General features: G+C 72.2%; 19 protein-coding genes. 9 read left to right on the forward strand and 10 right to left on the reverse strand.

The genetic code is table 11. From position 1 onward, the window contains the following. Positions 1 to 337: 337 nt before the first annotated feature. From ACWCXX_RS19940 to ACWCXX_RS19955, 4 genes are all read left to right on the forward strand, one after another. A complete protein-coding gene (locus tag ACWCXX_RS19940) occupies positions 338 to 1,267 on the forward strand; it encodes a carbohydrate ABC transporter permease (protein ID WP_451128952.1) in 930 nt (309 codons plus the stop codon). After that, entirely contained in the window at positions 1,264 to 2,178 is a 915-nt protein-coding gene (locus ACWCXX_RS19945) for a carbohydrate ABC transporter permease (protein WP_451128954.1), read from the forward strand. Before ACWCXX_RS19940 ends, ACWCXX_RS19945 begins: the two co-directional genes overlap by 4 nt. A gap of 70 nt (positions 2,179 to 2,248) precedes the next feature. After that, positions 2,249 to 3,550: a sugar ABC transporter substrate-binding protein gene (locus ACWCXX_RS19950; RefSeq protein WP_451128956.1), complete on the forward strand. Its 1,302-nt coding sequence runs from the start codon at positions 2,249 to 2,251 to the stop codon at positions 3,548 to 3,550. A 316-nt stretch (positions 3,551 to 3,866) separates the two neighbouring features. Next, the gene (locus tag ACWCXX_RS19955) at positions 3,867 to 5,171 is read left to right on the forward strand and encodes a BNR-4 repeat-containing protein (protein WP_451128958.1); all 1,305 of its coding nucleotides are present in this window, start codon (positions 3,867 to 3,869) and stop codon (positions 5,169 to 5,171) included. A 112-nt stretch (positions 5,172 to 5,283) separates the two neighbouring features. Here the strand turns inward: ACWCXX_RS19955 and ACWCXX_RS19960 are convergent, their stop codons facing one another. Beyond that, on the reverse strand, positions 5,284 to 6,828 hold the full coding sequence (locus ACWCXX_RS19960; RefSeq protein WP_451128960.1) for an FMN-binding glutamate synthase family protein: 1,545 nt from the start codon (positions 6,826 to 6,828) through the stop codon (positions 5,284 to 5,286). Between the two features lie 285 nt (positions 6,829 to 7,113). Here ACWCXX_RS19960 and ACWCXX_RS19965 point away from each other — a divergent pair, with 285 nt between their 5' ends. Beyond that, positions 7,114 to 7,992, forward strand: coding sequence for an alpha/beta fold hydrolase (locus ACWCXX_RS19965; protein WP_451128962.1), 879 nt, complete (start codon positions 7,114 to 7,116; stop codon positions 7,990 to 7,992). 43 nt (positions 7,993 to 8,035) lie between these two features. Here ACWCXX_RS19965 and ACWCXX_RS19970 read toward each other — a convergent pair whose 3' ends face one another. Beyond that, a complete protein-coding gene (locus ACWCXX_RS19970; RefSeq protein WP_451128964.1) occupies positions 8,036 to 9,019 on the reverse strand; it encodes a LuxR family transcriptional regulator in 984 nt (327 codons plus the stop codon). Positions 9,020 to 9,209: 190 nt separating this feature from the next. Here ACWCXX_RS19970 and ACWCXX_RS19975 point away from each other — a divergent pair, with 190 nt between their 5' ends. Continuing rightward, entirely contained in the window at positions 9,210 to 10,622 is a 1,413-nt protein-coding gene (locus ACWCXX_RS19975; RefSeq protein WP_451128966.1) for an aminopeptidase P family protein, read from the forward strand. Positions 10,623 to 10,692: 70 nt separating this feature from the next. Here the strand turns inward: ACWCXX_RS19975 and ACWCXX_RS19980 are convergent, their stop codons facing one another. Further along, positions 10,693 to 11,220, reverse strand: coding sequence for a DinB family protein (locus tag ACWCXX_RS19980; RefSeq protein ID WP_451128968.1), 528 nt, complete (start codon positions 11,218 to 11,220; stop codon positions 10,693 to 10,695). A gap of 400 nt (positions 11,221 to 11,620) precedes the next feature. Here ACWCXX_RS19980 and ACWCXX_RS19985 point away from each other — a divergent pair, with 400 nt between their 5' ends. After that, positions 11,621 to 12,841 carry a hypothetical protein gene (locus ACWCXX_RS19985; protein ID WP_451128970.1) on the forward strand — a complete coding sequence of 407 codons (1,221 nt, stop codon included), beginning with the start codon at positions 11,621 to 11,623 and terminating at the stop codon, positions 12,839 to 12,841. A 119-nt stretch (positions 12,842 to 12,960) separates the two neighbouring features. Here the strand turns inward: ACWCXX_RS19985 and ACWCXX_RS19990 are convergent, their stop codons facing one another. From ACWCXX_RS19990 to ACWCXX_RS20005, 4 genes are all read right to left on the reverse strand, one after another. After that, a complete protein-coding gene (locus tag ACWCXX_RS19990) occupies positions 12,961 to 13,935 on the reverse strand; it encodes a helix-turn-helix transcriptional regulator (RefSeq protein WP_451128972.1) in 975 nt (324 codons plus the stop codon). 437 nt (positions 13,936 to 14,372) lie between these two features. Beyond that, the gene (locus tag ACWCXX_RS19995; RefSeq protein WP_451128974.1) at positions 14,373 to 14,828 is read right to left on the reverse strand and encodes an SRPBCC family protein; all 456 of its coding nucleotides are present in this window, start codon (positions 14,826 to 14,828) and stop codon (positions 14,373 to 14,375) included. A gap of 390 nt (positions 14,829 to 15,218) precedes the next feature. After that, on the reverse strand, positions 15,219 to 15,704 hold the full coding sequence (locus ACWCXX_RS20000) for a hypothetical protein (protein WP_451128976.1): 486 nt from the start codon (positions 15,702 to 15,704) through the stop codon (positions 15,219 to 15,221). A gap of 290 nt (positions 15,705 to 15,994) precedes the next feature. After that, positions 15,995 to 16,996, reverse strand: coding sequence for an NADP-dependent oxidoreductase (locus tag ACWCXX_RS20005; protein ID WP_451129118.1), 1,002 nt, complete (start codon positions 16,994 to 16,996; stop codon positions 15,995 to 15,997). Positions 16,997 to 17,187: 191 nt separating this feature from the next. Between ACWCXX_RS20005 and ACWCXX_RS20010 the strand changes: the two genes are divergently transcribed. Beyond that, a complete protein-coding gene (locus ACWCXX_RS20010) occupies positions 17,188 to 18,192 on the forward strand; it encodes a GlxA family transcriptional regulator (RefSeq protein ID WP_451128978.1) in 1,005 nt (334 codons plus the stop codon). A gap of 184 nt (positions 18,193 to 18,376) precedes the next feature. Continuing rightward, positions 18,377 to 19,054 carry a hypothetical protein gene (locus ACWCXX_RS20015; RefSeq protein ID WP_451128980.1) on the forward strand — a complete coding sequence of 226 codons (678 nt, stop codon included), beginning with the start codon at positions 18,377 to 18,379 and terminating at the stop codon, positions 19,052 to 19,054. Positions 19,055 to 19,115: 61 nt separating this feature from the next. Here ACWCXX_RS20015 and ACWCXX_RS20020 read toward each other — a convergent pair whose 3' ends face one another. Genes ACWCXX_RS20020 through ACWCXX_RS20030 form a run of 3 tightly spaced genes read right to left on the reverse strand, consistent with a single transcriptional unit; the run spans position 19,116 to position 26,544 of the window. Further along, positions 19,116 to 19,889, reverse strand: a complete 774-nt coding sequence (locus ACWCXX_RS20020; protein WP_451128982.1) for an SDR family NAD(P)-dependent oxidoreductase — start codon at positions 19,887 to 19,889, stop codon at positions 19,116 to 19,118. Beyond that, positions 19,862 to 20,548, reverse strand: coding sequence for a 4'-phosphopantetheinyl transferase family protein (locus ACWCXX_RS20025; protein WP_451128984.1), 687 nt, complete (start codon positions 20,546 to 20,548; stop codon positions 19,862 to 19,864). Before ACWCXX_RS20025 ends, ACWCXX_RS20020 begins: the two co-directional genes overlap by 28 nt. Then, on the reverse strand, positions 20,545 to 26,544 hold the full coding sequence (locus ACWCXX_RS20030; RefSeq protein ID WP_451128986.1) for an SDR family oxidoreductase: 6,000 nt from the start codon (positions 26,542 to 26,544) through the stop codon (positions 20,545 to 20,547). Before ACWCXX_RS20030 ends, ACWCXX_RS20025 begins: the two co-directional genes overlap by 4 nt. Between the last annotated feature and the right edge of the window lie 15 nt (positions 26,545 to 26,559).

Genomic DNA, 26,559 nt, shown 5'->3' on the forward strand with positions numbered 1-26,559 from the left:
CAGTGGGATGTGCTGTAGATTTCCGGCACAGCCAACGACGCCGCCGCCGTGGGCCGACGGGCAGGTTCGGCCTGCTCGGCGATGTCGCCGGTCCTGCATGGAACCGGCGTTCACCGGCCAAAAGGGTTGACGTCGCCGCGCGATATGGAGAACGATCCCGCATGCTGCAACTTGCGTTCAATGGAGCATGCATGGCATTCACACAGGAGCCCGGCCGGGACAGGGGACGGGGCGGTCCGCCGCTCACGCCCGGCCATGCCGCGTCCGCCTGCCGGCGCGCGGCCCGGCGTGCCATGCCCTGCACCACCGCTCCCGCCCCGTTCGAGAGGACACACCCATGAGTACGGCCGCACCTCCCCACAAGGCCGCTCCACGCCGCGAGCGGGCTGGCGGCCGGCTCTCCAACGGAGCGTTCGCACTGCTGCTGACCGCGCCGGGGATCGCCCTGTTCGCGACGATCATCATCTATCCGCTGCTGTCGGCGCTGTTCACGGGCTTCTTCAAGCAGGACCTGCGCCTTCCGGGCCGCGAGTTCGTCGGCCTGGACAACTTCGCCCACTGGCTGGACGGCGACTTCCTCACGATCCTGAAGCAGACGCTGGTCTTCACCGTCGGCGCGACGGTCGTCCCCTTCGTGATCGGCTTCGCGCTCGCGCTCGCGCTGAACTCGGGGCTGAAGGGCAGCGGCTTCCTGCGCGGCCTGTTCCTGTTCCCGTGGGTGATCCCGGGCGTGGTGGTCTCCTTCCTGTGGATGTGGATCTTCAACGCGAACTACGGCGTGCTGAACGGCATCCTCATGAAGGCCGGGATCATCGAGGAGTCCGTTTCCTGGCTCGGCCAGCCCGGCACCGCCATGCTCGCCGTCATCGTCACCAAGACCTGGGCGAGCTTCCCCTGGATGATGGTGATGCTCCTGGCCGGCCTGCAGACCGTGCCCAGGGAGCTGCATGAGGCGGCCTCCATGGACGGGGCGGGCTCCGTCCGGCGGTTCTTCGCCGTGACCTGGCCGCAGGTGCGCGGTGTCGCCTCGATCGTGCTGCTGCTGGAGTTCATCTGGAACTTCCAGCACTTCGACACCATCTACGTGCTCACCGGCGGCGGCCCGGCCGGTGCCACCGAGACCTTCGCGACCGCCGTGTACCAGACCGCCTTCAAGGGCTTCGACATCGGCCGGGCGACCGCGCTGGGCGGCCTGTGGATGCTGCTTCTGCTGCTCCTGGTCGCCGTCTACCTCAGGATCACCGAGCGGAAGGGCGACGCCCGATGACCTCCACGACCTCCACCACCCCGCTGTCGGGCACCGGCCGGCACCGGACGTCGGCCGGGCGCACCTCGCGGCGCCGGATCCGCAAGGACCTGCTGCGTTCGCGGATCGCCGCCTGGACGGCGGTCCTGGTGATCGGCGCCTTCGGGATGCTGCCGGTCTACTGGCTGCTGGCCACCGCCCTGAGCAGCCCCGAGCAGACCTTCCAGTTCCCGCCGAAGCTGATCCCCACCGACATCACCTTCGGCAACTTCACGGCCCTCGCCGAGAACGACCAGCTGATCACGTACCTGGTCAACTCCCTGATCGTGGCCTCGATCACCGCCGTGCTGAGCGTGGTCGTCGCCACGTACATGGGCTACTCGTTCTCCAAGTTCCGCTACCGCGGGCGGCGCTCGCTGATGCACCTGGTGCTGGCCTCCCAGATGTTCCCCCAGGCGCTCCTGCTGGTGACGCTGTACGCCGTGTTCTCCGGCTTCGGGCTGCTGAACACGTACACCGCCCTGGTGCTGTCCTTCACCACGTTCACGATGCCGCTGTGCGTGTGGATGCTGAAGGGCATCTTCGACACCATCCCCGACGCCCTGCTGGAGGCGGCGTCCATCGACGGCGCCTCCCGGTGGCGGACGCTGCACTCCGTCGTGGCGCCGCTGGCCGCGCCCGGCATGATCGCCGCCGGTCTGTTCGCCTTCGTCCGCGGCTGGAACGACTTCATCTTCGCCGTCACGCTGGCCGACAAGGAGAAGCAGACCCTGCCGCCCGGCCTCGTCTCCACCTACATCGGCGAGTTCCAGACCGCCTGGCCCGAGCTGATGGCCGCCTCGCTCATCGTGTCGATCCCGGTGGTCATCGCCTTCATGTTCCTCCAGCGCTACCTCGTCGGCGGCATGACCGCCGGCTCGGTCAAGAGCTGAGTCCCGCGGGATCCGCCCCGCCCCGTCCGCTTCCCTCTCTTCTTTCCGCCCACTCCCCCATGGAGACACCATGACCACCTCTGGCATCAGTCGGCGCGGTGCGCTGCGCATGTTCGGCATCGGCGCGCTCGGTGTGGCCGGCGCCGGCGTGCTGGGCGCCTGCGCGCCGTCCGGCGCCGGCTCCTCCTCCAACGGAGGCGACACGAAGTCCAAGGACTTCGACTTCACCTCCTGGTCGCTCAACGAGGAGGCCGCCAAGCCCGCGATCGAGAAGATCATCAAGGCGTGGGAGAAGGCCGAGGGCTCCAAGATCCGCGCGGTCTCGTACCCCTACAACGAGTACCTGAGCCAGCTGACCCTCAAGCTCGGCGGCGGGGAGACCACCGGCGCGGTGCACCTCGACATCGCCTGGCTCGCCGCGGTGGCGCAGATGGGCAAGCTCGCCGACCTCAGCTCGACGGCCCTGAAGGGCGGCTACACGAACGTGGCGCTGAACAGCGGCATGTACGACGGCAAGCAGTACGGCCTGCCGTGGAACACCGGCTCGATCGGTGTGATCGCCAACTCCAAGCTCCTCGCGAAGGCCGGCATCAAGAAGCACCCCACCACCGTGGAGGAGTTCGAGGACGCGCTGCGGGAGCTGAAGGGGCTGGGCGGCGGCGTCGTGCCCTACGCGGCGGCCACCAAGGTCGCGCAGCTCAAGGACATCTTCCCGTGGATGCAGACCTTCGGCTGCACGCTCCTGGAGGGCAACAAGGTCACCATCGGCGACGACGCCTCCGTCGACGCGGTCACCTGGTACAAGAAGCTGCACGACGAGAAGCTGATCGCCGCGGACGTGGACCGCTTCGACGCCCGTGCCCTGTTCGGACAGGGCAAGGCCGCCTTCTACGACGACGCCATCATCGGCAAGGGCGTGACCGCGGCCCAGTCCAAGGACAAGACGCTGGCCGACGCGATGCAGCCGATGAAGCGCCCGGTGCTGCGCGCCGGTGACAAGCCGCAGGCACTGCTGTGGGGCGGTGTGATCGCGATCGTCAAGGGCAAGGGGCAGGACGCGGCGACGGAGTTCGCACTGCACGCCACCTCCGACCGCGCCACCACCACCGAGTACTTCGCCGCCCGCGCCCTGCCGCCGTCCACCACCGCGGGCCTGGCCGACCCGAAGGTCGCCCAGGACACCTTCACCGCCGAGTGGACCGAGAAGATCACCGACACGGCGACCGGCAGCCCGTTCTGGCAGTTCGCGCAGAACGCCCAGATCGAGGAGGCCGTGGCCAAGCAGGTCCAGGCCGTCCTGGTCGGCAGGTCGAAGCCGAAGGACGCGATGAAGAAGGCCGCCGAGGAGGTCACCGACCTCATCAAGCGCTGAAACACCGGCACCCAGCAGCCCCAGGGGTCCGGTGCGGGAGTCCGGCACCGGAGGTCCGGTGCGAGGGTGTCCGACACCAGGGGGCCGGTGCTGCTGGGTGCCGGTGCGAGGGTCCGGTGCAGGCCGTTTCGGTCCGCACCGGACCCTCCCGCTTTTGCCGCACTCGCATTCCTCAGTACGTACTTCAAATCCGCATTGTGCAACTTCTATTCATGATCCGGGATCCGCTGTAGGCTCCCGGCGCAACGGAGGGAGCGGACCGGTCCGCGGGACCGCTCCCGTCCGCCTCACCCCACCGCCCGCGAAGGAGCCCACCTTGCGACGTCCCACGGCACGCGCGTACGCCGCCTCGGCCGCGGCCCTGGCCGCCCTGCTCACTGCCCTGCCGGCCGCCCACGCCGACAGCACGCAGGGCGCGGCGGCCTCGGCGACGGTGATCGAGAAGGTCCCGTACGCGATGGACTCGTCGAACCAGGCCGCCTGGTGGACGCCGGTCGCCACGTACAAGGGCCGCGGCCAGTACACGTACTTCGCCTTCAACGAGCCCGGCGCGACGGCCGCCACGCACCGCCCGGCCATCGCGCGGCGCGACCCCGACGGGGTCTGGAGCCGTCTGCCACTGCTCGACAGCACCGGGCAGCAGGCCGAATTCCCCGACGACAACGGCCACAACCAGCCCTCCGTCGCGCGCGACGGCAGCGGACGCCTGCACGTGTTCGCCTCCATGCACGCCAACGCCTGGCGCTACTTCCGCACCGAGGCCCCCGGCACCGACGTCACGGACCACGCGGCCGAACTGCCCGACCAGGGCGTGGGCATCACCTACCCGGTCGTGACCACCGCGCCCAACGGCGATCTGTACCTGGCCGCCCGGGTCGGCTCCGGCGCCGACCAGCGCCCCGGCAAGCTGTACCGCTGGGACAACGCCGCGGCGCGCTGGAGCGTGGTCGCCACCTTCGCCGGGGCGCTGAACCGCTCCGTGTACCCCGACGACCTGGCGGTGGACGCCGCCGGGCGCGTGCACCTGCTGTACGAGTGGGCCAAGGCCCCGGCGACCGGGTTCCGCCACCAGCTGTCCTACCTGCGCTACGACCCGGCGACCGGCGCCTTCGCCGACAGCACGGGCGCGGGTGTCACCACCCCGGTGACGCCCGCCACCTCCGACGTGATCCAGGACCTCACCGCGGGCGAGGAGTGGAGCATCGACAACGCCTACACGGGCCCGGCGGTGCAGAGCGCCAAGCTCACCCTCGACGGATCCGCCCCGAAGGTCGCCTACCGCTACCGCTCTGCCGACAGCGGCGGCAACTTCCGCGTGTACTACGCCTATCCGAGCGGCAGCAGCTGGGTCAGCAAGACCGTGTACGCCGGTGGCCAGACCGCCGCGGCCCTCGGCATCACCTGGAACGCGACGGACACCAAGCGGGTGTACTACGTGACCTCCTCCGGCACCGACCGGGTCTTCGCCGCGACCCAGTCCGCGGACGGGGCCTGGACCTCGCAGTCCGCCGCGCCGGGCGTGAGCGCGGACCGGCTCGCGGTGCGCCAGGACTCGGACGGCAAGGACGTGCTGTACCTTCCGGACACCGCCCACAACTCCCTCTACTACGGGCTCCGTTAGGGCGTTCTTCGAAAGTCCCGCCCGGCTGGGCGGCTCCACGGGCCGACACCCGTGGAGCCTTCCGTCCACTGCCCGGCCGCCCGGCTGCTCACCGGCGGCCACTCGTCACGCGTCAGCCGGCCGGCTTCCGAAGAGGGTCCGGTCCGGCGGTGAGCAGTGCGGTGATCTCCTGGGCGAGCTCCGGGCCGAGTTCGCCCCAGCCGTCCTTGTAGCCGTAGACGCTCGCCAGGGTGCGGGCGTCGTAGTCGCCGTTCATGATCTCGATGTCGGTGGTGGTGATGAGCGCCGGGTGGGCGACGCCGACGGCTCCCGAGACCTTCAGCAGTTCCTTGCGCAGGGTGCGCAGGTAGACAGCGGCCCGGGTGGCCTTCGAGGGCGCGTCGACGCCGCGCACCAGCCACGGGTTCTGGGTGGCGATGCCGGTGGGGCACTTGTCGGTGTGGCATTTCTGCGCCTGGATGCAGCCGATGGACAGCATCGCCTCGCGGGCGACGTTGATCATGTCGACACCCAGGGCGAAGGCGACGGCGGCGTTCTCGGGCAGGCCGAGCTTGCCGGAGCCGATGAAGGTGAGGTCGTCGGTCAGCCCCCGCTCGGCGAACGTGCCGTAGACGCGGGAGAAACCCATCCGGAACGGCAGCGACACCGAGTCGGTGAAGATCAGGGGAGCCGCCCCGGTGCCGCCCTCGCCGCCGTCGATGGTCACGAAGTCGACCCCGCGGTCCCCACGCGCCATCAGCGTGGCCAGCTCCTCCCAGAAGCCCATCTCCCCCACGGCGCTCTTGATCCCGACCGGCAGACCGGTCTCGGTGGCGATCAGCTCCACGAAGTCGAGCATCGAGTCGACGTCGTGGAACGCGGTGTGCCGAGAGGGCGAGGCGCAGTCCTTGCCGGCCGGGATGCCGCGGATCTCGGCGATCTCGGGGGTCACCTTCGCGCCCGGCAGCATCCCGCCGAGCCCCGGCTTGGCGCCCTGGGAGAGCTTGATCTCTATCGCCTTGACCGGGGCTCCGGCGACCACGTCCTTGAGCTTGTCGAGGTTGAAGGTGCCGTCCTCGTTGCGGCAGCCGAAGTACGACGTCCCGATCTGGAGGACGAGGTCGCCGCCGTTGCGGTGGTACGGCGAGAGGCCGCCCTCGCCCGTGTTCTGCATGGCGCCGGCCAGCGCCGCGCCCTTGTTGAGCGCCGTGACGGCCGCGCCGGACAGCGATCCGAAGCTCATCGCCGAGATGTTCACGACGCTCGCCGGCCGGAACGCCCTGGCGCGCCCGCGCGGGCCGCCCAGCACCTTGGCCGAGGGCAGCGGGGCCTGCGGGTCGTGCAGGTCGGGCAGCGTGCCGGCGAACGTGCGCTGCTTCAGGTACGCGTGCCCCTGCACGTGCTCGACGTCCACGTCGGTTCCGAACCCGAAGTAGTTGTTCTCCTCCTTCGCCGACGCGTAGATCCAGGTGCGCTGATCGCGGCTGAACGGGCGCTCCTCCTCGTTGGACGTCACGACGTACTGCCGCAGCTCCGGCCCGATCGTCTCCAGCAGGTACCGGGCGTGTCCGATCACGGGGAAGTTTCTGAGCAGTGCGTGCTTCTTCTGGACGAGGTCGCGGGCAGCCACCAGTGCCAATGCCGTTGCGGCGGCCGCGCCGATGTTCCGAGCACGCATGAACGTTCCTCTCCTCGACTGCTCGATACCCGACCCCACCGCTGTGCGGCGGACGTCGCGGGCGTTGGGCGGCGGACCCGGCCGGGCAGGCATCGGTGTCCGACGGCAAAACGCCACATGATACTAGAGGGCGCTCGGACGGACGGACGGGCCAGGGTGACCGGCCCCTCCTGCGACGACCGGCCCGATGTACACCCGGAGCCCCGGAGCGGGGCCCGGGAAGTCGTCCGGTCCGGTTCCTCGAACTTCGGCGGAGCCTCGACGACAACCGGTAGGTTCTCTGCGGTGACCTTGACGAAGACGCAGGGCCTCGTGTCGACGAGTGACGGGGCGCGGTTGCACTGGACGGCCCTGGGGGACACCGCGCGGCTGCTGCCCGTGGTCATGCTCCACGGCGGTCCGGGTCTGCCGGACTATCTGGGCGGTGTCGCCCCCATGGTCGCGGATCTCGCGCCCGTGTACCGGTACGACCAGCGTGGCACGGGCCGGTCCGTGTGGCGGGGCCGCCATCGCCTCGCCCGGCATGTCGACGATCTCGCCGAACTGCTCGACGCCTGGGGCGCGCCCCGGGCCGTGCTGATCGGGCACTCCTACGGTGCCGACCTGGCGAGCCGGTTCTGTCTGGCGCATTCCGAGCGGGTTGCCGCGATGCTGCTGATGTGCGGACCGTTCGTCGGTGACTGGCGTACCGGGTACCGGGCGGAGCGCGAGCGCCGCATGTCCGTGGCGCAGCGGGAGCGGCTCCACGCGTTGGAGGAGTTGCCGTGCCGCACGGAGGAGCAGGAGGTCGAACTGCTCACACTGGCCTGGTTCACCGACCATGCGGATCCCGTACGCGGCCGGCGCCGGGCCGCGCGGGATGCCCGGTACCGTCGCCCCGTCAACTGGGCCATGAACGACGAGCTCGGCGGGGAAGGACGCGCGGACCCGCTCGACGAGCACCTTGCCGAGCTGCGCGCGTGTCTGCCCGCCCGGACGGAACTCCTCGGCGGGGCCGAGGATCCCCGCCCCATGGCGGCTCTCGAATCGCTCGCGCATCGGCTCGGTCTTCCGCTGACGCGGATCGAGAACGCCGGGCACGAACCCTGGCTGGAGCGGCCCGGGACGGTGCGCGCGCACCTTCGGCGGTTCGTGCGGGGCGCCGTGGTTGCCCAGAGCCCGTGACCCGGTCCCGGTCCCGGACCCGGACCCGGGGCGGACGTGCCGGTCACAACCAGCCGGAGCGCTGTGCCTGCAAGGCCATCTGGAAGCGGTTCGCGGCCCCCAGCCGGGCCATCAGGATCTGCAGGCGGCGGAACAGGGTGCGGCGGCTGATTCCCAGTTCACGGGCGATGACGTCGTCGCTCGCGCCGCCCGCGAGGAGCCACAGCAGTCGGCGGTCGGCCGGGGGCAGGCCGCCCGGCCGGATGGTGCGGCCGTGGAACGGCAGGGCATTCGGCCAGGACTGCTCGAACAGGGCGATGAGGGCGGAGAGCAGGCCGCACGGCTGCACGACCAGCATGGTGTTGTGCACGTCGGCCTCTTTGATCGACAACGACACGAGTGCGTACGCCTCGTCGATGATCACGAGTTTGACCGGTACCGACGACATGACCCTGGCCTGTTCGCCGGCCTTGATGCACGGCTCGATGGCGTTCTTCAGGCGGCCCGGATGCTCCAGCGACTCCCGCGAGTACACGACGCGCTGCGTCACGCCACGGGCGAGCGTGGCCAGCGCGTCGTCCGTGGCTCCGGGCAGGGGGAAGTACGGCGGTGACTCGAACTGCCGGATCTGTTCCCGGGCGCTCGCCCAGGCGTGCCGCATCCTGGGGCCGATGGCCTCGCCCGTGACGACCTCGACGAGATTGTCGTTGTACGCGGCGAGCCGCTGCCGCCGGAACGACTCGAACGCGCCCCCGACGGTGATGCGCGACTCCTCGATCTCGGCCTCCCTGTGCCGGGCGAGGATCTCCAGGCCCGCGGTGGGCGGGACCGGGGCCACCATGTCGTCGGCCTCCTCGGCGGCACTGGCCAGGCCCGCGTCGACCAGCGCCCCGTACGCCTCGGCCAGTTCCGCACCGCCCAGACCGGACGCGGCCTCGATCGCGCTCAGCGGGGCGGGCGCCAGTTCGAGCAGCGCCAGATAGACCCGGCTCGCCGCGGGGTCGAGGCCCAGAAGCCGGAGTGCCTCGCCGAGTTTCACGTTCGCCATGTGCCTCATTGTCGACGGCTCCGACGGGGGATGTGGCCGATCCGTGCCAGTGGCACTTCCGGGCGCCGAGCGCGTGCGGTGCGGGATACCTTCCGGGGGCCGCCGCCGAACGGCGGCAGCGAGGGGCTCTCCGTACGGTTCGCCCTGCCCCTCGCCGCTGAGGATATCCACTGGGAAGAAGGTGTACGCCGTGGCGAAGGGCCGGAAGAACGGTCTCTACTCAGGAATCTCCGAGGAACTGTCCGCGCTGATGCGGACGGGGTGGGCGGACACCGAGCGGCACGATCTGCGGCCCGACGAGCAGGCCCCGTACGCGGAGCGCCGCCGCGCCGCGCTCTCCGCGCGTTTTCCCGGCGAGCGCCTCGTCGTCCCCTCGGGGAATCTCAAGGTCCGTTCCAACGACGACACCTACCCGTTCCGGCCGTACTCGGGCTATGTGCACATGACCGGGGACCAGGCCCGGGACGGCGCTCTCGTCCTCGAACCCCGCGCGGACGGCGGCCACGACGCCTACTGCTACCAGCTGCCGCGGGACAGCCGGGAGGACAACGAGTTCTGGACCGGTTCCACGGCGGAGCTGTGGATGGGACGGCGCCGCTCCCTCGCCGAGTCGGAACTCGTGCTCGGCCTGCCCTGCCGGGACGTCCGTACGGCGGCCGACGACCTGGCCGCCGCCTCCGGTACGCCGACCCGGATCGTCCGCGGGATCGACCCGGCCCTGGAGGCCGCCCTCAGCACCGACGAGGAGCGGGACGCCGAACTCGAAGAGGCGCTCGGCGACCTCCGCCTCGTCAAGGACGACTGGGAGATCGCCGAGCTCCGCAAGGCCGTGGACTCCACCGTGCGCGGGTTCACCGATGTGGTCGGCGAGCTCTCCGGGGCGATCGCGTCGTCCGAGCGGTGGATCGAGGGCACGTTCTTCCGCCGGGCGCGGCTGGAGGGCAATGCCGTCGGCTACGGCTCGATCTGCGCCGCGGGCGAGCACGCCACGATCATGCACTGGACGGACAACGACGGCCCGGTGCGCCCGGGGGACCTGCTCCTGCTCGACGCGGGCGTGGAGACGCACACCCTCTACACCGCCGACGTGACGCGCACGCTTCCGATCAACGGCACCTTCTCCCCCGTGCAGCGCAAGGTCTACGACGCGGTGTACGAGGCCCAGGAAGCCGGCATGGCGGCCGTCAAACCAGGTGCCGCGTACCGGGACTTCCACGAGGCGTCCCAGCGTCACCTGGCGGCCCGGCTGGTCGAGTGGGGCTTCATCGAGGGCCCGGCCGACCGCGCGTACGAGCTCGGCCTTCAGCGCCGCTTCACCATGGCGGGCACCGGGCACATGCTCGGCCTGGACGTCCACGACTGCGCGCAGGCCAGGAACGAGGAGTACGTCGACGGCGTGCTGGAGCCGGGCATGGTGCTCACCGTGGAGCCCGGTCTGTACTTCCAGCCGGACGACCTCACCGTGCCCGAGGAGTGGCGCGGCATCGGGGTCCGGATCGAGGACGACCTGGTCGTCACCGAGGACGGTCACGAGAACCTGTCGGCGGGGCTGCCGAGGTCGGCGGACGAGGTCGAGGCGTGGATGGCCCGGCACGCGGGCTGACAACGCCACGTCGAAAACCGGCCCGTGCAGGGGGCGTCGACCTGTGCACGGGCCGACCGGGAGCGTCGGCTCAGTCGCCCGTTCTCCCGTCCGTGCGCTCTCGCAGAAAGTCGGCGTGCCCGTTGTGGCGGGCGTACTCCTGGATCATCTGCATGTAGAGCCAGCGCAGGCTGAGGGGGTTGCCGCGCTCGGACATGAACGTCTCGTCGAGGTCGTGTCCGGCTGCCGCCGCCCTGGACGCGGCGACCTCGGCCCGGAATCTCTCGAAGTCCCGTGCCGCGTGCGTCTCGTGGACTCCCCTGATGCCCTCGTCGCCGTCTCCCGGGTCGGCGAAGACGTTCCCGATGTTTTCACCCGCGAAGCGCCGCCGGAACCACGCCCGTTCCACCTCCGCCATGTGCCGGACCAGGCCCAGCAGGGTGAGGTCCGACGGTTCCACGGTGGTTCGCGCCAGTTGGGACGGTTCCAGACCCGCGCACTTGCCCAGCAGGGTCTCGCGGTGCCAGTCCAGCCAGCCTTCCAGCATCCGACGCTCGGGTGCGGTGGCCAGATCACCGATCCGTACGGTGCGCTCGGTCTGCGGTGCTGTCCATGTCATACGCCCATCCTGGCCGAGCGGCTCGCCGGGACGCCATCCGGTGGCCGGCGGCGCTCCGGAGGCACACGCGGGTGACTGCGAAAGGATCCAGCCGTCTCGAAGATCATTTCGTTGGGGGTTCTCGGGCCCGTGCCTCGCGGAACCGCTTCACCACCTCGCCCGTGCTCACCGCCGCCACCGCCACCGCACCACATAACGATCGGTCAGCGTGCCGGTGCCGGACGCCTGCAACTCAGAGACCGGACCGTCGACGACGGGTGCACGACGCGATCCATGAAATTGTCAGGTTCCAGACATGCCGGTTTCGGACAGTGAACGACTGTTCTTGATCCGGTAGTTGGCCTTACAGACTGAGCGTCGCCCGTGGATGCCCTGTCGGGCACCCTCGAAAGGAGACCTTGTGAAGAAGACCCTGTCTGTGGCAGCGAGCCTGGCGATCGCCGCGACCTGTGGCCTCGGCATGACGCTTCCCGCACACGCCGCCGACGCGACCGGCGTCACGACTACGGCGAGCCGGTCCCTGCAGTCCTCCATCGACACCTCTTCCATGGACCCGGAACACCAGGCCGTCGTCGACCGGATCCTGGCCGAGCTGCCCGCCGACTGGGAGACCCGTCTCGACGCGGCCAGGGCCAAGTACGGTCTGAAGAACGCGGAATGGCAGCAGATCCGCGACAGCGTGATCAACCCCGGCGACTACCAGTGCCAGACGACCGAGCTGTCGAAGTACGCCAACTCCCTTTTCGACGGCGTCCAGGATCCGTGGACCGTCTTCATCCTTTCGCTCTTCGGCGGCTTCGACATGCCTACTTACGATGCGCTGATCTACGGCAAGGAGTCGTCGTCGAACACGTTCGGCGTCAAGGGCGAGTACACCCAGCAGCTCAACTCCGAGATGAAGAACCTCAAGCGCTTCTGGGACATCGACTCGGCGGGCATCGAACTGATCCCCATGCACGGCGCGGACGTCTTCACCAGTCCGGACCGGCTCGCCCGCACGCTCTCCGTCCTGTACGGCGACACTCCCGAGGAGAACCTCGGCCTGGCCGACCTGCTCATCGAGCTGGTCGACTCGGAGCCGGCCCTCCAGGGCGGCGCCAACCCGATCTTCTCCTTCAACGCCTTCGCCTACAGCGAGAAGGACGACCCGGCGCCGCTCGGCATCACGGACCGGATCATCATGGGTGACGGCATCCTGCAGGGCATGACCGCGGTGAACCTGGGCGACGTCGCGCCGCGCGGCATCCTGGGCCACGAGTTCGGTCACCACGTCCAGTACCAGAAGAACCTCTTCGCGAGCGACCTGACCGGCGCGGAGGCCACCCGTCGCACCGAGCTCATGGCGGACGCGTTCGGCACGTACTACCTGACCCACTCCCGCGGCGAGTCGCTGAACGCCGCCCGCGTCCTCAAGGCCGAGAAGTCGTTCTACCAGGTCGGCGACTGCAGCTTCACCAGCTCCGGCCACCACGGCACGCCCAACCAGCGCCTCAACTCGGCGACTTGGGCGGCAGGCGTGGCCAACGAGGCGCCGAACCAGGGCCACATCCTGCCCGCCGTCACGTTCGACAAGCTCTTCGAGCTCAAGCTGCCCGACCTGGTCAAGCCGGACAGCGAGTAACGGTCACCACCGCACCGCCGGGGCGATGAGCACCCCGGCGGCCGAGGACCCGCGCGGGGCGGGCCGGATCACGCACCGCCCCGCGCCCGCGCCGCGAGCCGCCCGGCCGCGGCCCGGGGTCACAGCCAGCCGCGACGGCTGGCCTGGACGCCGAGCTGGAACCGGGTCTTGGCGCCGAGCATCTCCTGGAGGCGGGCGATGCGCCGGGCGACGGTGCGCTCGCTCACCCCGAGCTCACGGGCGATCGACTCGTCGGTCAGCCCCGTGCTGAGGTAGCTCAGGAGCTGCCGCCCCTCGGGGGTCGCCTCGCTCGTGACGGTCTCACCGGCCGGCCGGAGCGGAACGGCGATCTGCCAGTACGACTCGAAGACGCCGATCAGCCCGTCCAGGAGCCCCGACGGCTGCACGACGACGCTGTGGTGTCCCGTACGGTTCGGGGCGGCGACGGAGACCACGGCGAAACGGTCGTCGCAGACCAGCAGGTTCAGCGCGACATCGGGGAAGACCCGGGCCTGTTCTCCCCGGGCGGCACACTCGTGCGCCACTTCCAGTGCCTTGGGGTCCTGCAGGATGTTGACGCTGTACACCACCCGGTAGGCGATCCCGCGGTCCAGCGCGTCCAGCGTGCCGGGGCCGACCTCCGGCATCCGGTCGCCCCCGCCCACCGGCCCGATCGACAGCGCGCGCACCTGGGACACGGCCCCGTTGTGCACCCGCGACTGGACCTCCCCGCGCCGCTCGGAGGTGTCGACGACCTCGACGTAGCTCGCTCCGGCGGTGTGGTCGAGCCAGTACTGCGACAGGGCCGTGGCGCTCTCGTAGGCGATCCGGGCCTGGCGCGCGCGCCGCTCGGCGACCGCCTCCAGCACCGCACGGGGCGGCTGGGCGCTCAGCCTGCCGCTCGTACGGGACACCAGGCCGATGTCACCGAGTTCGGCGACGGCGGCATCGAGGCCGTCGAGCGGCGAGCCGGCCAGCGCCGACCGGCCGGTGAGCTCGGCCAGGGTCTGCGGCCCCCCTTCCACGAGCGCGAGATAGGCGGCCTCCGCTGTCGCGGAGAGACCGAGATCCTGCAACGGGCGCAGCGTGTGCATGTCCCCCCAACCCGGCGGCGCCGCACGGCGCCACCCCCGACCCCATTCCTGCGGTAGCTGTCATTCCGCGAAAAATCATCACCCTAGCACCGGAATGATCACGCGGACCAGGAGCGAACGGCGTGACGAACGGCGTCGGTGAAAGCGTTGTCAAAAGCACCGTGGCTCGTCGGGAGAAGCACCGGTGAGAGCCCCGAGGGGGCCTCGACGGGGGCGGCGGAGACGCCGGTCCGAGCAGGAGCTGCCGCGCACCGACGAGGGGTCGGTCGCGCCCCGCGCCTTCTTCGATCGCCGACGGCCGGCCCGCAGGGCGCCGGGAGTCCGCCCGAAGGGTCAGGCCGGAATGCGCAGCCCTGCCAGGAGCCGGTCGAGCGCCCCCTCCGCGGCCTGCGGGCCCCCGGCCTCCGCGTCATCGGCTCCGGCCGCTCCGTGGAACGTCACCGGACACCGGAACTGCCGTGATGCTCGCGCACCGCGATCCGGGCCAGCTTCGTCAGCATCATGCCGTTGCGGATCGAGACGAGGTAGTCCACGGGGAGCCCGTGCATCCGGGTGCCGGGACCCCGCAGGGCGTGCCATTCGAGAATGAACAGGGTGTTCGCGCCCCAGGGAATCAGGTTCATGGCGATGCGGGCCGCCCCGAAGGGGTCTGCTTTCGCCTCCAGTTCCAGGCGGTGCTGCGGCTCGCAGATGCGGACGACGCAGGTGTCGTCGAGGGTCAGCGGGCCGACACCGACCCGGACCCGCAGACGGGCCCCGATTTCCGGCCAGTGCGGGTCCACGGCGATGATCTGTTGTGTTCCGGAAACCCACTCCCCGTAGCGACGGCCGTCGGACAGCAGGTCCCAGACTCCCGACGGCGGGCTCAGGATCAACCGGCGACTTCGGGCCACACCGACCACGCTCCTCGTTCCGTTGGAACCGGCACTCCCTGACCGCTGCCGGCCGTGCAACGCCTCCTCGGCCCCTGAGTGTGCCCTTCGACCCTAGTCGCGCCCCCCGCCTCCAGCACGCGCGCTGCGGTGGGACCGGACACCCGCACGGCAGCGGGCACGGCCGGGTCACCGGGGCCCGCGTTCGTCCGACCGGGTGATGGCGGCCGTCAGGTCCCGGAACGCACCGCCGCTCGCTCGGCACCACCGCCGCCACTCTCCCCGGCCCAAAGGGCCCTGTCCGCGCTTTGCCGTACCGGGCTTCGCGAGCGGCCGTGCGGCATGGTCGCGGGGCGTGCGCGAAGCGCGCCGGGCGTGGCCGGCGCGCTTCGTGTCCCGGTGGCGGGTCTGTTACTCGCGGAAGTAGCGCCTGCCGGTGCAGCCCTGCTTGGCACCGTCGTTGTAGCCGCACACCTCGAAGTAGATCTTCTTGCCCTTCTTGATGTTCACGTCGATCGTCTTGGTGCCGCCGTTGTGGGCGTGGACCTTCTTCCACAGCGGTCCGGTCCTGCTCTTGTAGACCCGCAGCTGTGAAGAGCGGCCGTCGAGGTTGGCGTCATCGATGGTGATGCTGTCCACGTCCGCGCCGTTGGAGGTGTAGTCGTCCCAGATCACGTCGGCGTAGCGGTGGTTCTTGATGTAGGCGTTCCAGACGTAGCCGTCCGGGGTGCCCTTCGCCTTCGCCCCCGCCTGGGCGACGGTGGCAGCACCGCCTCCTGCCCGAGAGGTTCCGGAGCTGTCGGCGAGCGCCGATGTCGTGCCGAGTGCGCCGGCCGAGAGCAGGACCGCCGCGCCGGAGGCGAGGAGCGCCCGCTTGGACATGCCTGACCGTGCCATGGCTCTTCCCCGTTTCTCGTTGCTGATGGCCGCCGGTGCCGGGCTGCGGCGTCGGCGTTGAAGCGAGCATGCGGCCGGTCGTCCGGCGGATTCCATGTGTTTCGGCCCTGGACGAAAGAGCACGTCCGGCCCGGAATCGAACGAGTGGGGTGTGGGGAAGAACCGGGAGACCGGCTCCGCGTCCGCCGTGTGGCCGTCGAGCGCGCAGGTCACGAGTGCTTCCTGGGAGGTGGCTCTCGTGGTGGGGGCGCGCCGGTCCGTGGGGGTTGCCGGTTCCGGAAGGTGCGGAGCTACGCGGTGCGGCGGCCGAAGTACGGTGCGGAGTTCCGGTCCTGCGCGATCGTGTCGTGGTGGGCTTCGGTGGTCAGGACGATCTTGCCGCTGGTGCGGCCGGACTGGGAGAGCTCGTGCGCCCTGCCGACCTGCGCGAGCGGCAGCACCTCGGCGATGTGCGGGCGCAGCGCACCGCGTTCGGCGAGGCCGGCGAGGGCCCGCATGCCCGCGTGGTCGGCCTCCACGGCCAGGAACACGGCCCGGACGCCGCGCCGACCGGCCTCGTCGGCGAGCGCGGCCTCGGCCGGGGAGGCGAGCGAGACCACCAGGCCACCGGGGCGCAGGGTCCGCAGCGAGCGCGGTCCGTACGCGCCGCCGATCGTGTCGAGGACGACGTCCACGTCGGTCACGGTCTCGGCGAAGTCGGCCGTGCGGTAGTCGACGACCTCGTCCGCGCCGAGCGAGCGCACGAAATCGTGCTTGGCCGCGCTCGCGGTGCCGATCACGTACGCGCCGCGGGCCTTGGCGATCTGGACGGCGAGGTGCCCCACCCCGCCGGCCGCCGCGTGCACCAGCACCCGCTGCCCGGACCGTACGTCCGCGGTGTCGACCAGCGCCTGCCACGCCGTCAGACCGGCCAGCGGCAGTGCGGCGGCCGCGACGTGGTCGAGGCCGGCCGGCTTGTGAGCCAGGTGGCGGGCGGGTGAGGTGACGTACTCGGCGTACGTGCCCGCCGGGGCGGGGTGACGCGGCATGCCGAAGACCTCGTCGCCGGGGCGGAACAGGGTGACGCCGATGCCGACGGCCTCGACGGTGCCCGAGAGGTCCCAGCCGAGCGGGACGGGCGGCACGTCGGCGCCGGCCAGGCCGCCGGTCGCGCGGTGCCAGACGTCGGTGGGGTTGACCGCCGTCGCGTGGATCCGTACGAGGACCTCGGCCGGACCGGGTTCGGGCCGGTCGACGGTGGCGAGGCGGAGGGCCTCGGGGCCCCCGAAGCCGCCCTGGGTGACAGCCCGCATGGTGGGCCGCCGACCCGGCTCCGGGGCGGTCGAGGTTACGGGCGGGGTCTGCGTGGCTGTCGGGGCATGCGGGGTCGTCGGGGTGGGCGGGGCCGTCGTGGCCTGCGGGGTCGTCGTCATGCGATCAAGAGTGCCCGGCCCGATCCGACCGGACGAGTGGCCGAACTGCCACGATCTGAAAAGATCTGGCCATGACTGTTGAGCGCGCGCACCGGGTCGTCGTCCTGGCCCTCGACGGGGTCTACCCCTTCGAGATGACCATCCCCGTACGGATCTTCGGCACGGCCGAGGGGCCCGACGGCGAGCCGCTCTACGAGGTCCTGACCTGCAGCCTCGACGGCCGTCCGGTCCGCACCAGCGCCGACTTCAGCATCACGGTCGAGCACGGCGCCGAGGTGTTCGCCACCGCGGACACCCTCGTCGTCCCGCCCTTCCTCTGCGGCCCGGCCGCTGACGGCAACGACCCCACCGCCATGGACTGGCTGCCCGCCGAACTCGCCGCGGCCCTCGACCGGCTGCCGGCCGACGCCCGTATCGTCTCGATGTGCACCGCCTCCTACGTCCTGGCCACCGCGGGCCTCCTCGACGGCCGCCGCGCCACCACCCACTGGAACGATGCGGAGCACTTCCAGCGCGCCTTCCCCCGGGTCCAGGTCGACGCCGACGTGCTGTTCGTCGACGGCGGCCGGGTCCTCACTGCCGCCGGGGTCGCCGCCGGGGTGGATCTGTGCCTGCACCTGCTGCGCCGTGACCACGGCAGCGCCGTCGCCAACCGGGTGGCCCGGCTGTGCGTCGTACCGCCCTGGCGGGAGGGCGGGCAGGCGCAGTTCATCGAGCGGCCGGTCCCGGAGGTGGCGCAGAGCAGCACCTCGGCCACCCGCGAGTGGGCCCTCGCCCGGCTCGGCCGTCCTCTCGCACTCGCCGAACTGGCCCGGCACGCGGGGATGAGCGTACGGACCTTCTCGCGCCGCTTCCGGGACGAGGTCGGGATGACGCCCGGCCAGTGGCTGACCCGGCAGCGTGTCGAACACGCGCGCCATCTGCTGGAGGTCACCGACCTCCCGGTGGACCGCATCGCCGAGGAGGCCGGCCTGGGGACCGGCGCCTCCCTGCGACGGCACATGTCGCTCACGATCGGGGTGGCGCCCCTGGCCTACCGGCAGACCTTCCGCGCCAAGGCGGCCGCGTCCCACTGACCGGGGGCCGGGGCGGTCCGTGCGGTCGGGTGAGGGGGGCGGCAGAGCAGCGCACCGGGGCCCGCCGACGGGCCCGTACGTAATCCAGTTCCTCCGGCCCGCCCCGGTGCGGAAGAATCGCCGGAAGGGGAAACACAATCGGCGGTCCTCCCCCGTGCGCAGGCGGCACCGGCAGGAGGAGACCATGGCGAGACCTTCGGTCGGGGCGGCCTTGCGCCGGTGCGCGACGTGCGGCGGATACGAATACGCTGGTGCGCCCGCCTGCGCCGCGTGCCGTGAGCTGGTGGACGGCATCGTGGAGGAGGAATGGCGGTCCGCCCTGCGCGGTTGGGGCGTGGGCGAGGACGACGAAACCGCCGTGGCCGAGCTGGTGGTGGACGAACCCGACCGGCACGACTGGCGGGTGGTGGACGCCGCCCTCGACCGGCTGACCTGCCCCGATTGCGGCGACCGGCTGAGCCGCGGCCCCGTCGGCTGCCCCGCCTGCGACCTGGCCCACGGGTTCCGTTACGCGGCCGTCGAGACGGACCGGCCGGGCGTTCCGCCGGGCAACGAGCACGCCGTCCGGGTCAACGTCTCGGTCGTACGCCGGCCCGGGACCACCTCCGCGAACGAAGTCCTCGTGCGGCGTCTGGTGCTGCCCTTCCTCCTGGTGGGGCTCACCCCGACCGTCGAGGAGGCCCAGCGGATCGCCGCTCTGGCCAGGAAGGGCTCCGCGCCGCAGAACGCGCACCTCGTCGAGTCGGCCGTCGAGCAAGCCATCGAGGACGCCTTCCGGGACCGGCTCGCGGGGAACGGTTGCTCCGAAGGACGCGAGGACGGAGAGGGCCGGGCCCGGTCCGCCCGTCCCCGGCGGGCCTGAGCGGCGCGGCCCCGGGAGGGTCGGCCGCCCCGGTCGGCGCCGCCGGTCTCCGGCGAGGGCCTCAGACGGTGGCCCCGCCGTCGACGGGGATGCACGCGCCGGTGATGCCGGAACCGGCGTGGGAGGCGAGGAGCAGGACGGCGGCGGCGACCTCCTCGGGCCGGGTCAGGCGGCCGGTGGCGGTGCGGCCGGTGAAGTGGCGGACCAGCCCGGGGTAGTCGGTGCCGAGAACACGCGCGGCCCGGGGGCCCTGTTCGGTGAACCAGTCGGTCTCGACGGCGCCGGGGCACACGCAGTTGGCGGTCACGCCGTAGGGCCCCGCCTCCTTGGCCAGGACCCTGGTGAGCCCGATCAGGGCGTGCTTGGCGGCGGCGTAGGCGCACAGACCGGGGTCCGGGTCGCGGCCTTCCATGGACGAGATGTTGATGACGCGGCCGGAGCGCTGCGGGATCAGATGGGCCAGGGCACGGCGGGTGGTGTAGAGGGCGGAGTCGAGGTTGAGGGCGAGGGTGTGGTGCCAGGTGTCGTCGGTGATGTCGGCGAGGGTGGCGAAGTCGGTGGCACCGCCGACGTTGTTGACGACGATGTCGAGGTGCCCGTAGCGGTCCACCGTCTCGTCGACCGCGCGTTCGGCATCGGCCCGGTCGGTGGCGTCGGCCACGCACAGGGTGACGTCGTCCCCGGCGTCCAGCCGGGCAAGGGCCGCTCGGCCGCTGTCCTCGGAGCGGCCGGTGATGACGAGCCGGGCGCCGTGGGCGTGGAGGGTGTGGGCGACGGCCAGGCCGATGCCCCGGGTGGCCCCGGTGATCAGCGCGGTCTTGCCGATGAGGTCCATGTGCTCTCCCGTCGTGGGCCGGATGGCGGATGGTGGGTGACGAGGGTGACCGTGTGCGGCGCCCCGGGCAGGTTCAGGGGCAGCAACTGCCAGCCGCGGGGGGCCGGTTCGTGCCCCAGCCGGGACAGGGAGAGCCCGGGGCGCAGGGTGATCTCCACGTCGACGAGGGCGCGCAGCAGGGACCAGCCCAGGGCCTTGGCGATGGCCTCCTTGGCCGTCCACAGGGTCAGGAACTCCTCCCTCCGTACGGTCTCGGGCCGGTCGGCCAGCGCGGCGGCCTCGCCCGGCCGGAGGGCGTACCGCAGCAGGTTCGGCGGCGGAGGAGAGGCCAGGTGTTCGATGTCGATGCCGATCCGGGTGCCGCTCCGGGGTGCCGCGACCAGTGCGGCCACGGTCACGGGGCCGCAGTGGGCGGCGGTGAGGCGCAGGGGCGGCAGGTGCTGTTCCGGGGCGAGCGCGGGGCGGCCGAGCGGGTCGCGGACCACGGTGACGGTGCCGGCCGGGCGGGCGTGCCGCGACGCGACGGCATGGCGCAGTAGGACCCGGCCGGGTACGGGACGCCCTCGCGGGGCGATGTACCACCAGAGGTCGACCGGGCCCGCCGCGGTGGCCACCCGGCGGCAGCGGGCACCGGCGAGTGTGTGGACCGTCGGCGTCACGGGGTGTCGTCCTCGGCCCGGTGATTCTCCGCGGTTGGTGTGGTCGGTGGGGCCGGGGTGGTCGATGGGGCCGGTGTGTGGGAGCGGGCCGGGACGCGGGCGAGGACGGTGACGCTCATGCCGGAGATCTGGGCGACGACGCGGCCGTCCCGGGTGGTGGCGGTGCTGGTGCCGGTGGCGGGTGAGTGGTGTAGCCGCAGCCCGGTGGGGTGGGTCCGGACGAGGTCGTGGTCGTCGCCGGGCTCGTACAGGGTGATGCGTTCGATGTGGTGGGGGACGGCGACGGGGTGGTGGCCGTCCGGGGTGGGTTCGAGGGCGGGGGTGCGGGCGAGACTGTCCAGGAGGACGGCCGGGGTGGAGAGCCGGGGCAGCGCGGACAGCCGCTCCGGGTCGGGGCGCCAGTGGGCACCGGTGCCCGAGCCGGTGGCGCGGCACTGGTCGGTGGCACGGAAGGCGCCGGTGAGCAGGACCGGGGAGGCGGTGTCGTAGTACGGGTCGTCCACCGCACGGTGGGGTCCGGCGAGCGGGCCGTACGGTTCGGGCAGTGGGGCCGGACCGCCCAGGCGGCCCGTGGCGCGGACGTGTTCCCGGTCGTGGGCCAGGACGCGTCCGTCGGGGGCGACGACGTCGGAGCGGATGGTCACCCCGACCGCGCAGGCCGTCCTGGTGTCGCGGCGGCGGGCCTCGACGCGGTACCGGGCGGGTCTGCCGTCGGTTCGGGCGCGGACCCAGGCGCTGAAGGCGAGGTCGTCGATGCCGCGGGCCGGCAGCCCGGGAGCCAGGGCACGGGCCGCCTGGACCGCGATGTCGGCCAGCATCACGCCCGGCACGGTGGGTCTGCCGTCCACCAGGTGGTCGCGCAGGAAGCCGTGGGCGCCCAGGTCGAGCACCAGGTGCCAGGTCGCGTGGTCGGCACGGCCGGTGACGGGTTCGCCGAGCAGTCCGGGCGGAGGGACGCCCAGCGGCCCGGCCGAGGTGGCCGCGGGCTGTCCGGCCCGTACGGGGTGGCCGGGCGGTCGGGCCGGGGCGTCGCCGCCATCGGTGGGACGTGGCGTGAACGCGGGAGGAGCGACCGGGTGGTGTCGACCGGTGGTGCCGGTGGCTTTGGTGGCATCGGGGGCGTCGGTGGTGCGCAGGCCCGGGAAACGGGTGTCGAAGGAGCGGTGTTCGGCGTCGCCGATGAAGGTGACGAGCCGGTCCCTCCCGCCCGTGCGGCGGCGCAGTTCGGTCAGGAAGTGGGCGACTCCTTCGGCGGTGGTCATGCGGGACAGGCGCGCGGTGCGCGCGGTGTGGGACTGGACGACGGCCCCGGAACCGAGGCCGGTCTCGTCCCAGATGGTCCAGGCGATGGTGAACTCGCCGTCGTCGCCGACGTGGGCGGCGGCGGACAGGAAGTCGTTGGCCGGGGAGTAGTCGCTCTCGCCGGGCAGGCCTGCCACGCCGGTGACCGAGCCGAAGTTGCACCACAGGCGCGGGGCGAGAGCGCCGGTGAACGCGGCACGCAGATGGTGGTAGCCGGACAGCTTGACGTCGCGGATACGGCGCATGCCGGGCAGGGTCTTGCGGGTGATGTCGCCCGGGTGGTGCAGCCCCGCGCCGTTGACGAGCAGGTCGACGTGGCCCTCCCGGGCGCGTACGGCGTCGGCCAGGGCGCGTACGGCGTTCGCGTCCGTGACGTCACAGGTGTGGAAGTGGACCTGCTCGGCGCCGCACGACTCGCTCAGGGCCCGTAGGGTCAGGGCGGACTCCCGGGCGTGCAGGAGGCGGTCGAAGGCGGCGCTGATCTCGCCCACCGGCCGCCGCGGCGTGCGGGAGAGCCGGTCGGTGATGTAGCGGGCGCGTGCCGCGGACAACTCCTGGTCGGGGGTGTGCAGCAGGTCGTCGGGTACGTCGTCGGGGCGGCCGGACCCCACCAGGTGAATCCGCAGGGGCACCTGGCGGGTGAGGCCGAGCAGGCAGGCGGCGGTGATGCCGCGGGCGCCGCCCGTGGCCACGACCACCGCCCCCGGGGCGAGCGGCGGGGTTCCGTCCGGGGCGGGAGGGTCGTTCTCGGCGAGGCGCTGGACGAAGCGGGTGGCGTCGCGGTGGCGGACCACGGGCAACCCGTCGGCCGGACGGGCGAGTTCGTCGTCCAGGGCGGCCAGTACGGCCAGGGGTTCGGTGCTGTCCCCGACCACCGCGCGCACGGTGCAGCCGTCGGCCAGTTCCCAGGCCAGGGACTTGACGAAGCCGGTGAACAGATGGGCGTGCGGGGCGGCCTCCTCCCCGAGGAACGGTGCCGCCACTCCCACCGCGACCGTTCCGCTCTCGGTGAGCCGGTCGCGCAGCCGTCGCACCGCCCAGAACGCCGCCTCCTGCACGGCCAGTACGTCGGCGGTGGGCGGTGCGGGCCAGGCGGGTGCGGAGTGCAGGTCGGCGACGACCCGCAGGTGCCGGAATCCCTCCGGGTCGTCGCGCAGGGCGCGATCGACGGCCTGTTGTGGGTTCCGGTCCCCATCGACGGCGACCAGCCGGCAGCGGACCCCGGCCTCGACCATGGCGCGCAGGGCGCTCGCGCACCGGGAGTCGGTGATCACCAGGGTGCGGGCCGGCAGCGGCCGTGCACCGGTGCCGCACGGTCCGGCCGCCTCCCAGCTCAGCGTATGCCGCCAGGTGACCGGGGACGGGGGCGGGGGCGGGACGATGCCATCGGCGGGCCGGGGCGAGGTCGTGGCGCCTTCGGCGGGCCGGGACAGCAACGCGGAGGCAGGTGTGGGGTCCGGAGGCGCAGGGCTCGGAGGCACGGGGTTCGGCGGCGCAGGGCTCGGCGGCGCAGGGCTCGGCGGCGCAGGGCTCGGCGCGTGGATGACGAGGTGGCGTAGGGCTGTCACCAGGTCGTCGGCTCCCGGGTAGCTCCACCCGTCCGGTTCACCACGTTCGGCAGACAGCCGGTCCAGCAGGGTGTCGAGGGTGGCGAGGAGGGGCCAGCCACGGGCGCGGGCGACGGAGGATCGGGTGAGCACCAGGGCGAAGGCCCCTTCCGCGGACTCCCTGCACCCTCCGATGTCGTGCAGGCGGGCGAACAGCGGCCCGGTGGCGCCGTTGACGCCCAGCACCAGTGCCAGTTCCAGTTCCCCGCGCCGCAGATACGCGGCGGCGGCCCCGAGGGCGCTGCGGCCCGAGGTGAGCCCGGTGTCGACGGTCATCGTGGGGCCGTGCAGGTCGTGCAGGGCGGCGACCCGGGCCGGGATCACGTTCGGCATCAGCCCGGCCAGGGTGTCCTCCCCGGGGCCGGTGCGCTCGCGCACCGCGTCGAGGAACGCCGAAGTGGCCTTGTGCAACGCCGTGCGGTCGAGTCCGCGGGGCAGCGGCTGCCGCACCGCCCCGGTCAGCGAGGCGGCGTGGCAGCGGACGGTCATGTCGGGCGACGCGGCGGGGACACCGGTGTGGGCGGCGAAGACCCCGCAGCTCTCCCGCAACCCCTCCCACCAGGGCGCGGCGTCCGGGGGGACGAGTGCGGCGACGGCCTGCAACGCCATCAGCTGGGCCCGGTCGATGCCGGCGGCGGTGGGCGCGGGGATGCGCACCTCGGTGAAGGACGGGCGCGGGTACCGCGCTCCGAACGAGCGCCGTGGCGCGGGGTTGTGCCCCTCGGCCAGACGGCGTGCGACGTCCGCCGCCTCCGGGGTTCCGGGCAGATGGGCCGACCAGGCCACCACGACCACCGGATCGTCCTCGACGGGGGCGGGCAGGGAGGCCGGCACGGCCTCGCCGGGCCGGGGGGCGTCCTGGAGCAGCAGGTGCCCGTTGGTTCCGCCGAACCCGAACGCCGACACTCCCACAGTCCGGGGCCGGTCGGCCGGGCGCGGCCAGGGCACCGGATCCGTCGGCACCCGTAGCGGGGGCGCGTCCTCGGGGCCGCGGTAGGGGATCTGCGGCGGGATCGTGGAGTGGGCCATGCCCTGCAGGGCGTGTACGACCGACACCGCACCGGCCGCCCAACCGGTGTGGCCGAACACCGACTTGTTCGATGTGCACCAGGCGTGGGGCAGCTGCTCCGCCAGCACGCCGCGCTCGACCCGGTCGCCGACCGGGGTGCCGGTGGCATGGGCGACCACCCAGTCGATCTGCTCCGGTGCGGTACCGGAAACGGCGCGGGCGCGGGTCAACGCCCGTTCCTGACCAGTGGCGTTGGGGGCGTGGACGGCCCGGCCGCGCCCGTCGGACGCCGTGCCGAACCCGGCCAGCACCCCAAGGACGTGGTCGCCGTCGGCTCGGGCGGCGTCCAGCCGCTTGAGGGCGACGAACGCCGCCCCGTCGGCGAACAGCACCCCGTCCGCGTCCGCGTCGAAGGCCCGGACCGCGCCCGACCGGCTCAGCCCGCGCAGTTGGGAGAACAACACGCTGTAGCGGGGTCCGAGGGAGAACACTCCGCCGCACAGGGCGAGGTCGCACTCGCCGTCCAGGACGGCACGGGCGCCCAGGTCGATGGCGTACAGCGAGGAGGAACAGGCGGTGTCGACGACCTTCACCGGCGTCGGCGCGGGAAGCAGTGACGCGACGGCGGCGCGCAGGGCCGCCGGGGGCAGGTGTCCGGCCGGTGTGCCCGCGTGTCGGTACGCGGACCGCAGCCATCGGACGAGCAGCTCACGCGGCGCCTCTGGGTGCTCGGCCGTGCTTCCGTCCCAGTGCGCCGCGATGCCGTCGGCGGCGGCCTCGACGAGCAGGCTCTCCTCCACGTGTTGTGATCCCTCGGCCCAGGCACCGGCGAAGCAGGCGGTCCGGACGCCGGGGCGGGACGTCAGACGTGGGGCGTCGCACTGGAGAAGCGCGGTGCGCGTCCAGACGGTGAGGAAGTCCTCTGCCGCCTCCCCCTCGGTGTTCTTCTCGGTGTTCTCTCCGGTGTGCGGCGCGGGGCGGACGTAGCCGGCGACCCGGCTGTATGTGCGGTCCGCGGCGTCCTCCGGCGACCAGAAATGCTCCAGGGGAAACCGCTCTCCGGGCTCGCTGAACTGGGGTACGCCTTCCATCAGCCGTCGCCAGAACGCGTCCGGCCCCTCGGCGCCCGGGGCCACCAGCCCCATGCCCACCACGGCCACCGTGCGTGCCGTCTCCCGCTCCGCGGCGGGAGACCGTGTGGCCGCCGTCCGGACCGGCGGCGAAGACAAGGGCATGGGCGAGGGCGAAAGCGGAGGAGACAGCGAAGAGGAAGGCGCCGAGGCGGTGGGTGGTGCGGGTCGGTGCGGAGTGAGCATGGCGCGGCCCACGGACAGTCCGCCGTCGGCCAGCAGGCACTGCCCGGATATCCAGCGGGCCTGCGGAGAGGCGAGGAAGGCCACCAGCCGGGCGAGGTCGTCCTCGTGGCCCACCCCGCCGAGCGGGGCCGCCGCCGCGCAGGTCGCCCGCAGGGCGTCCGCACCGGGGAACAGCGCGGCCGTGGAATTGTCCAGCAGCCCGGCCGAGGCAGTGTTCACCCGGATTCCCGACGGGCCGAGATCGGCGGCCAGGTACCGGGTCATCGCCTCCAGCGCCGCCTTGCACACCCCCACCAGCAGGTAGTTGTCCATGGCCAGTCCGGCTCCGATGGACGAGACGTTCACGATGGCACCGCCGCCGCGTGCGGCCATCAGTGGTGCCGCTTCGAGGGTGCACCGGCGGGCTCCGTGGAGGTTCGTGTCCAGCGCCCGCTGCCACTCGAAGTCGGTGAGGTCGTCGAAACGGGCGAACACACCCCGCGCGGCGTTGTTGACCAGGATGTCCACACCACCGTGCTTCTCGGCCAGGGTCGCGAACATCGCGGTCACCTGGTCGTGCTTGGCCACGCTGGCCCGCAGCGTCTCCGCCCGGCCCCCGGCGGAACGGATCGACGCCACGGTCTCCTCGGCGGCCTGCGGCGAGTGGAAGGAGTTGACCACCACGAGGGCGCCGTGCCGGGCCAGTTCACGGCTGATCGCCGCGCCGACCCCCTTGCCTCCCCCGGTGACCAGGGCGATCTTTCCGTCGAGATCCCGTGCCACGGGTATTTCGGTGAG

Source organism: Streptomyces sp. NPDC001732 (genome assembly GCF_053596315.1).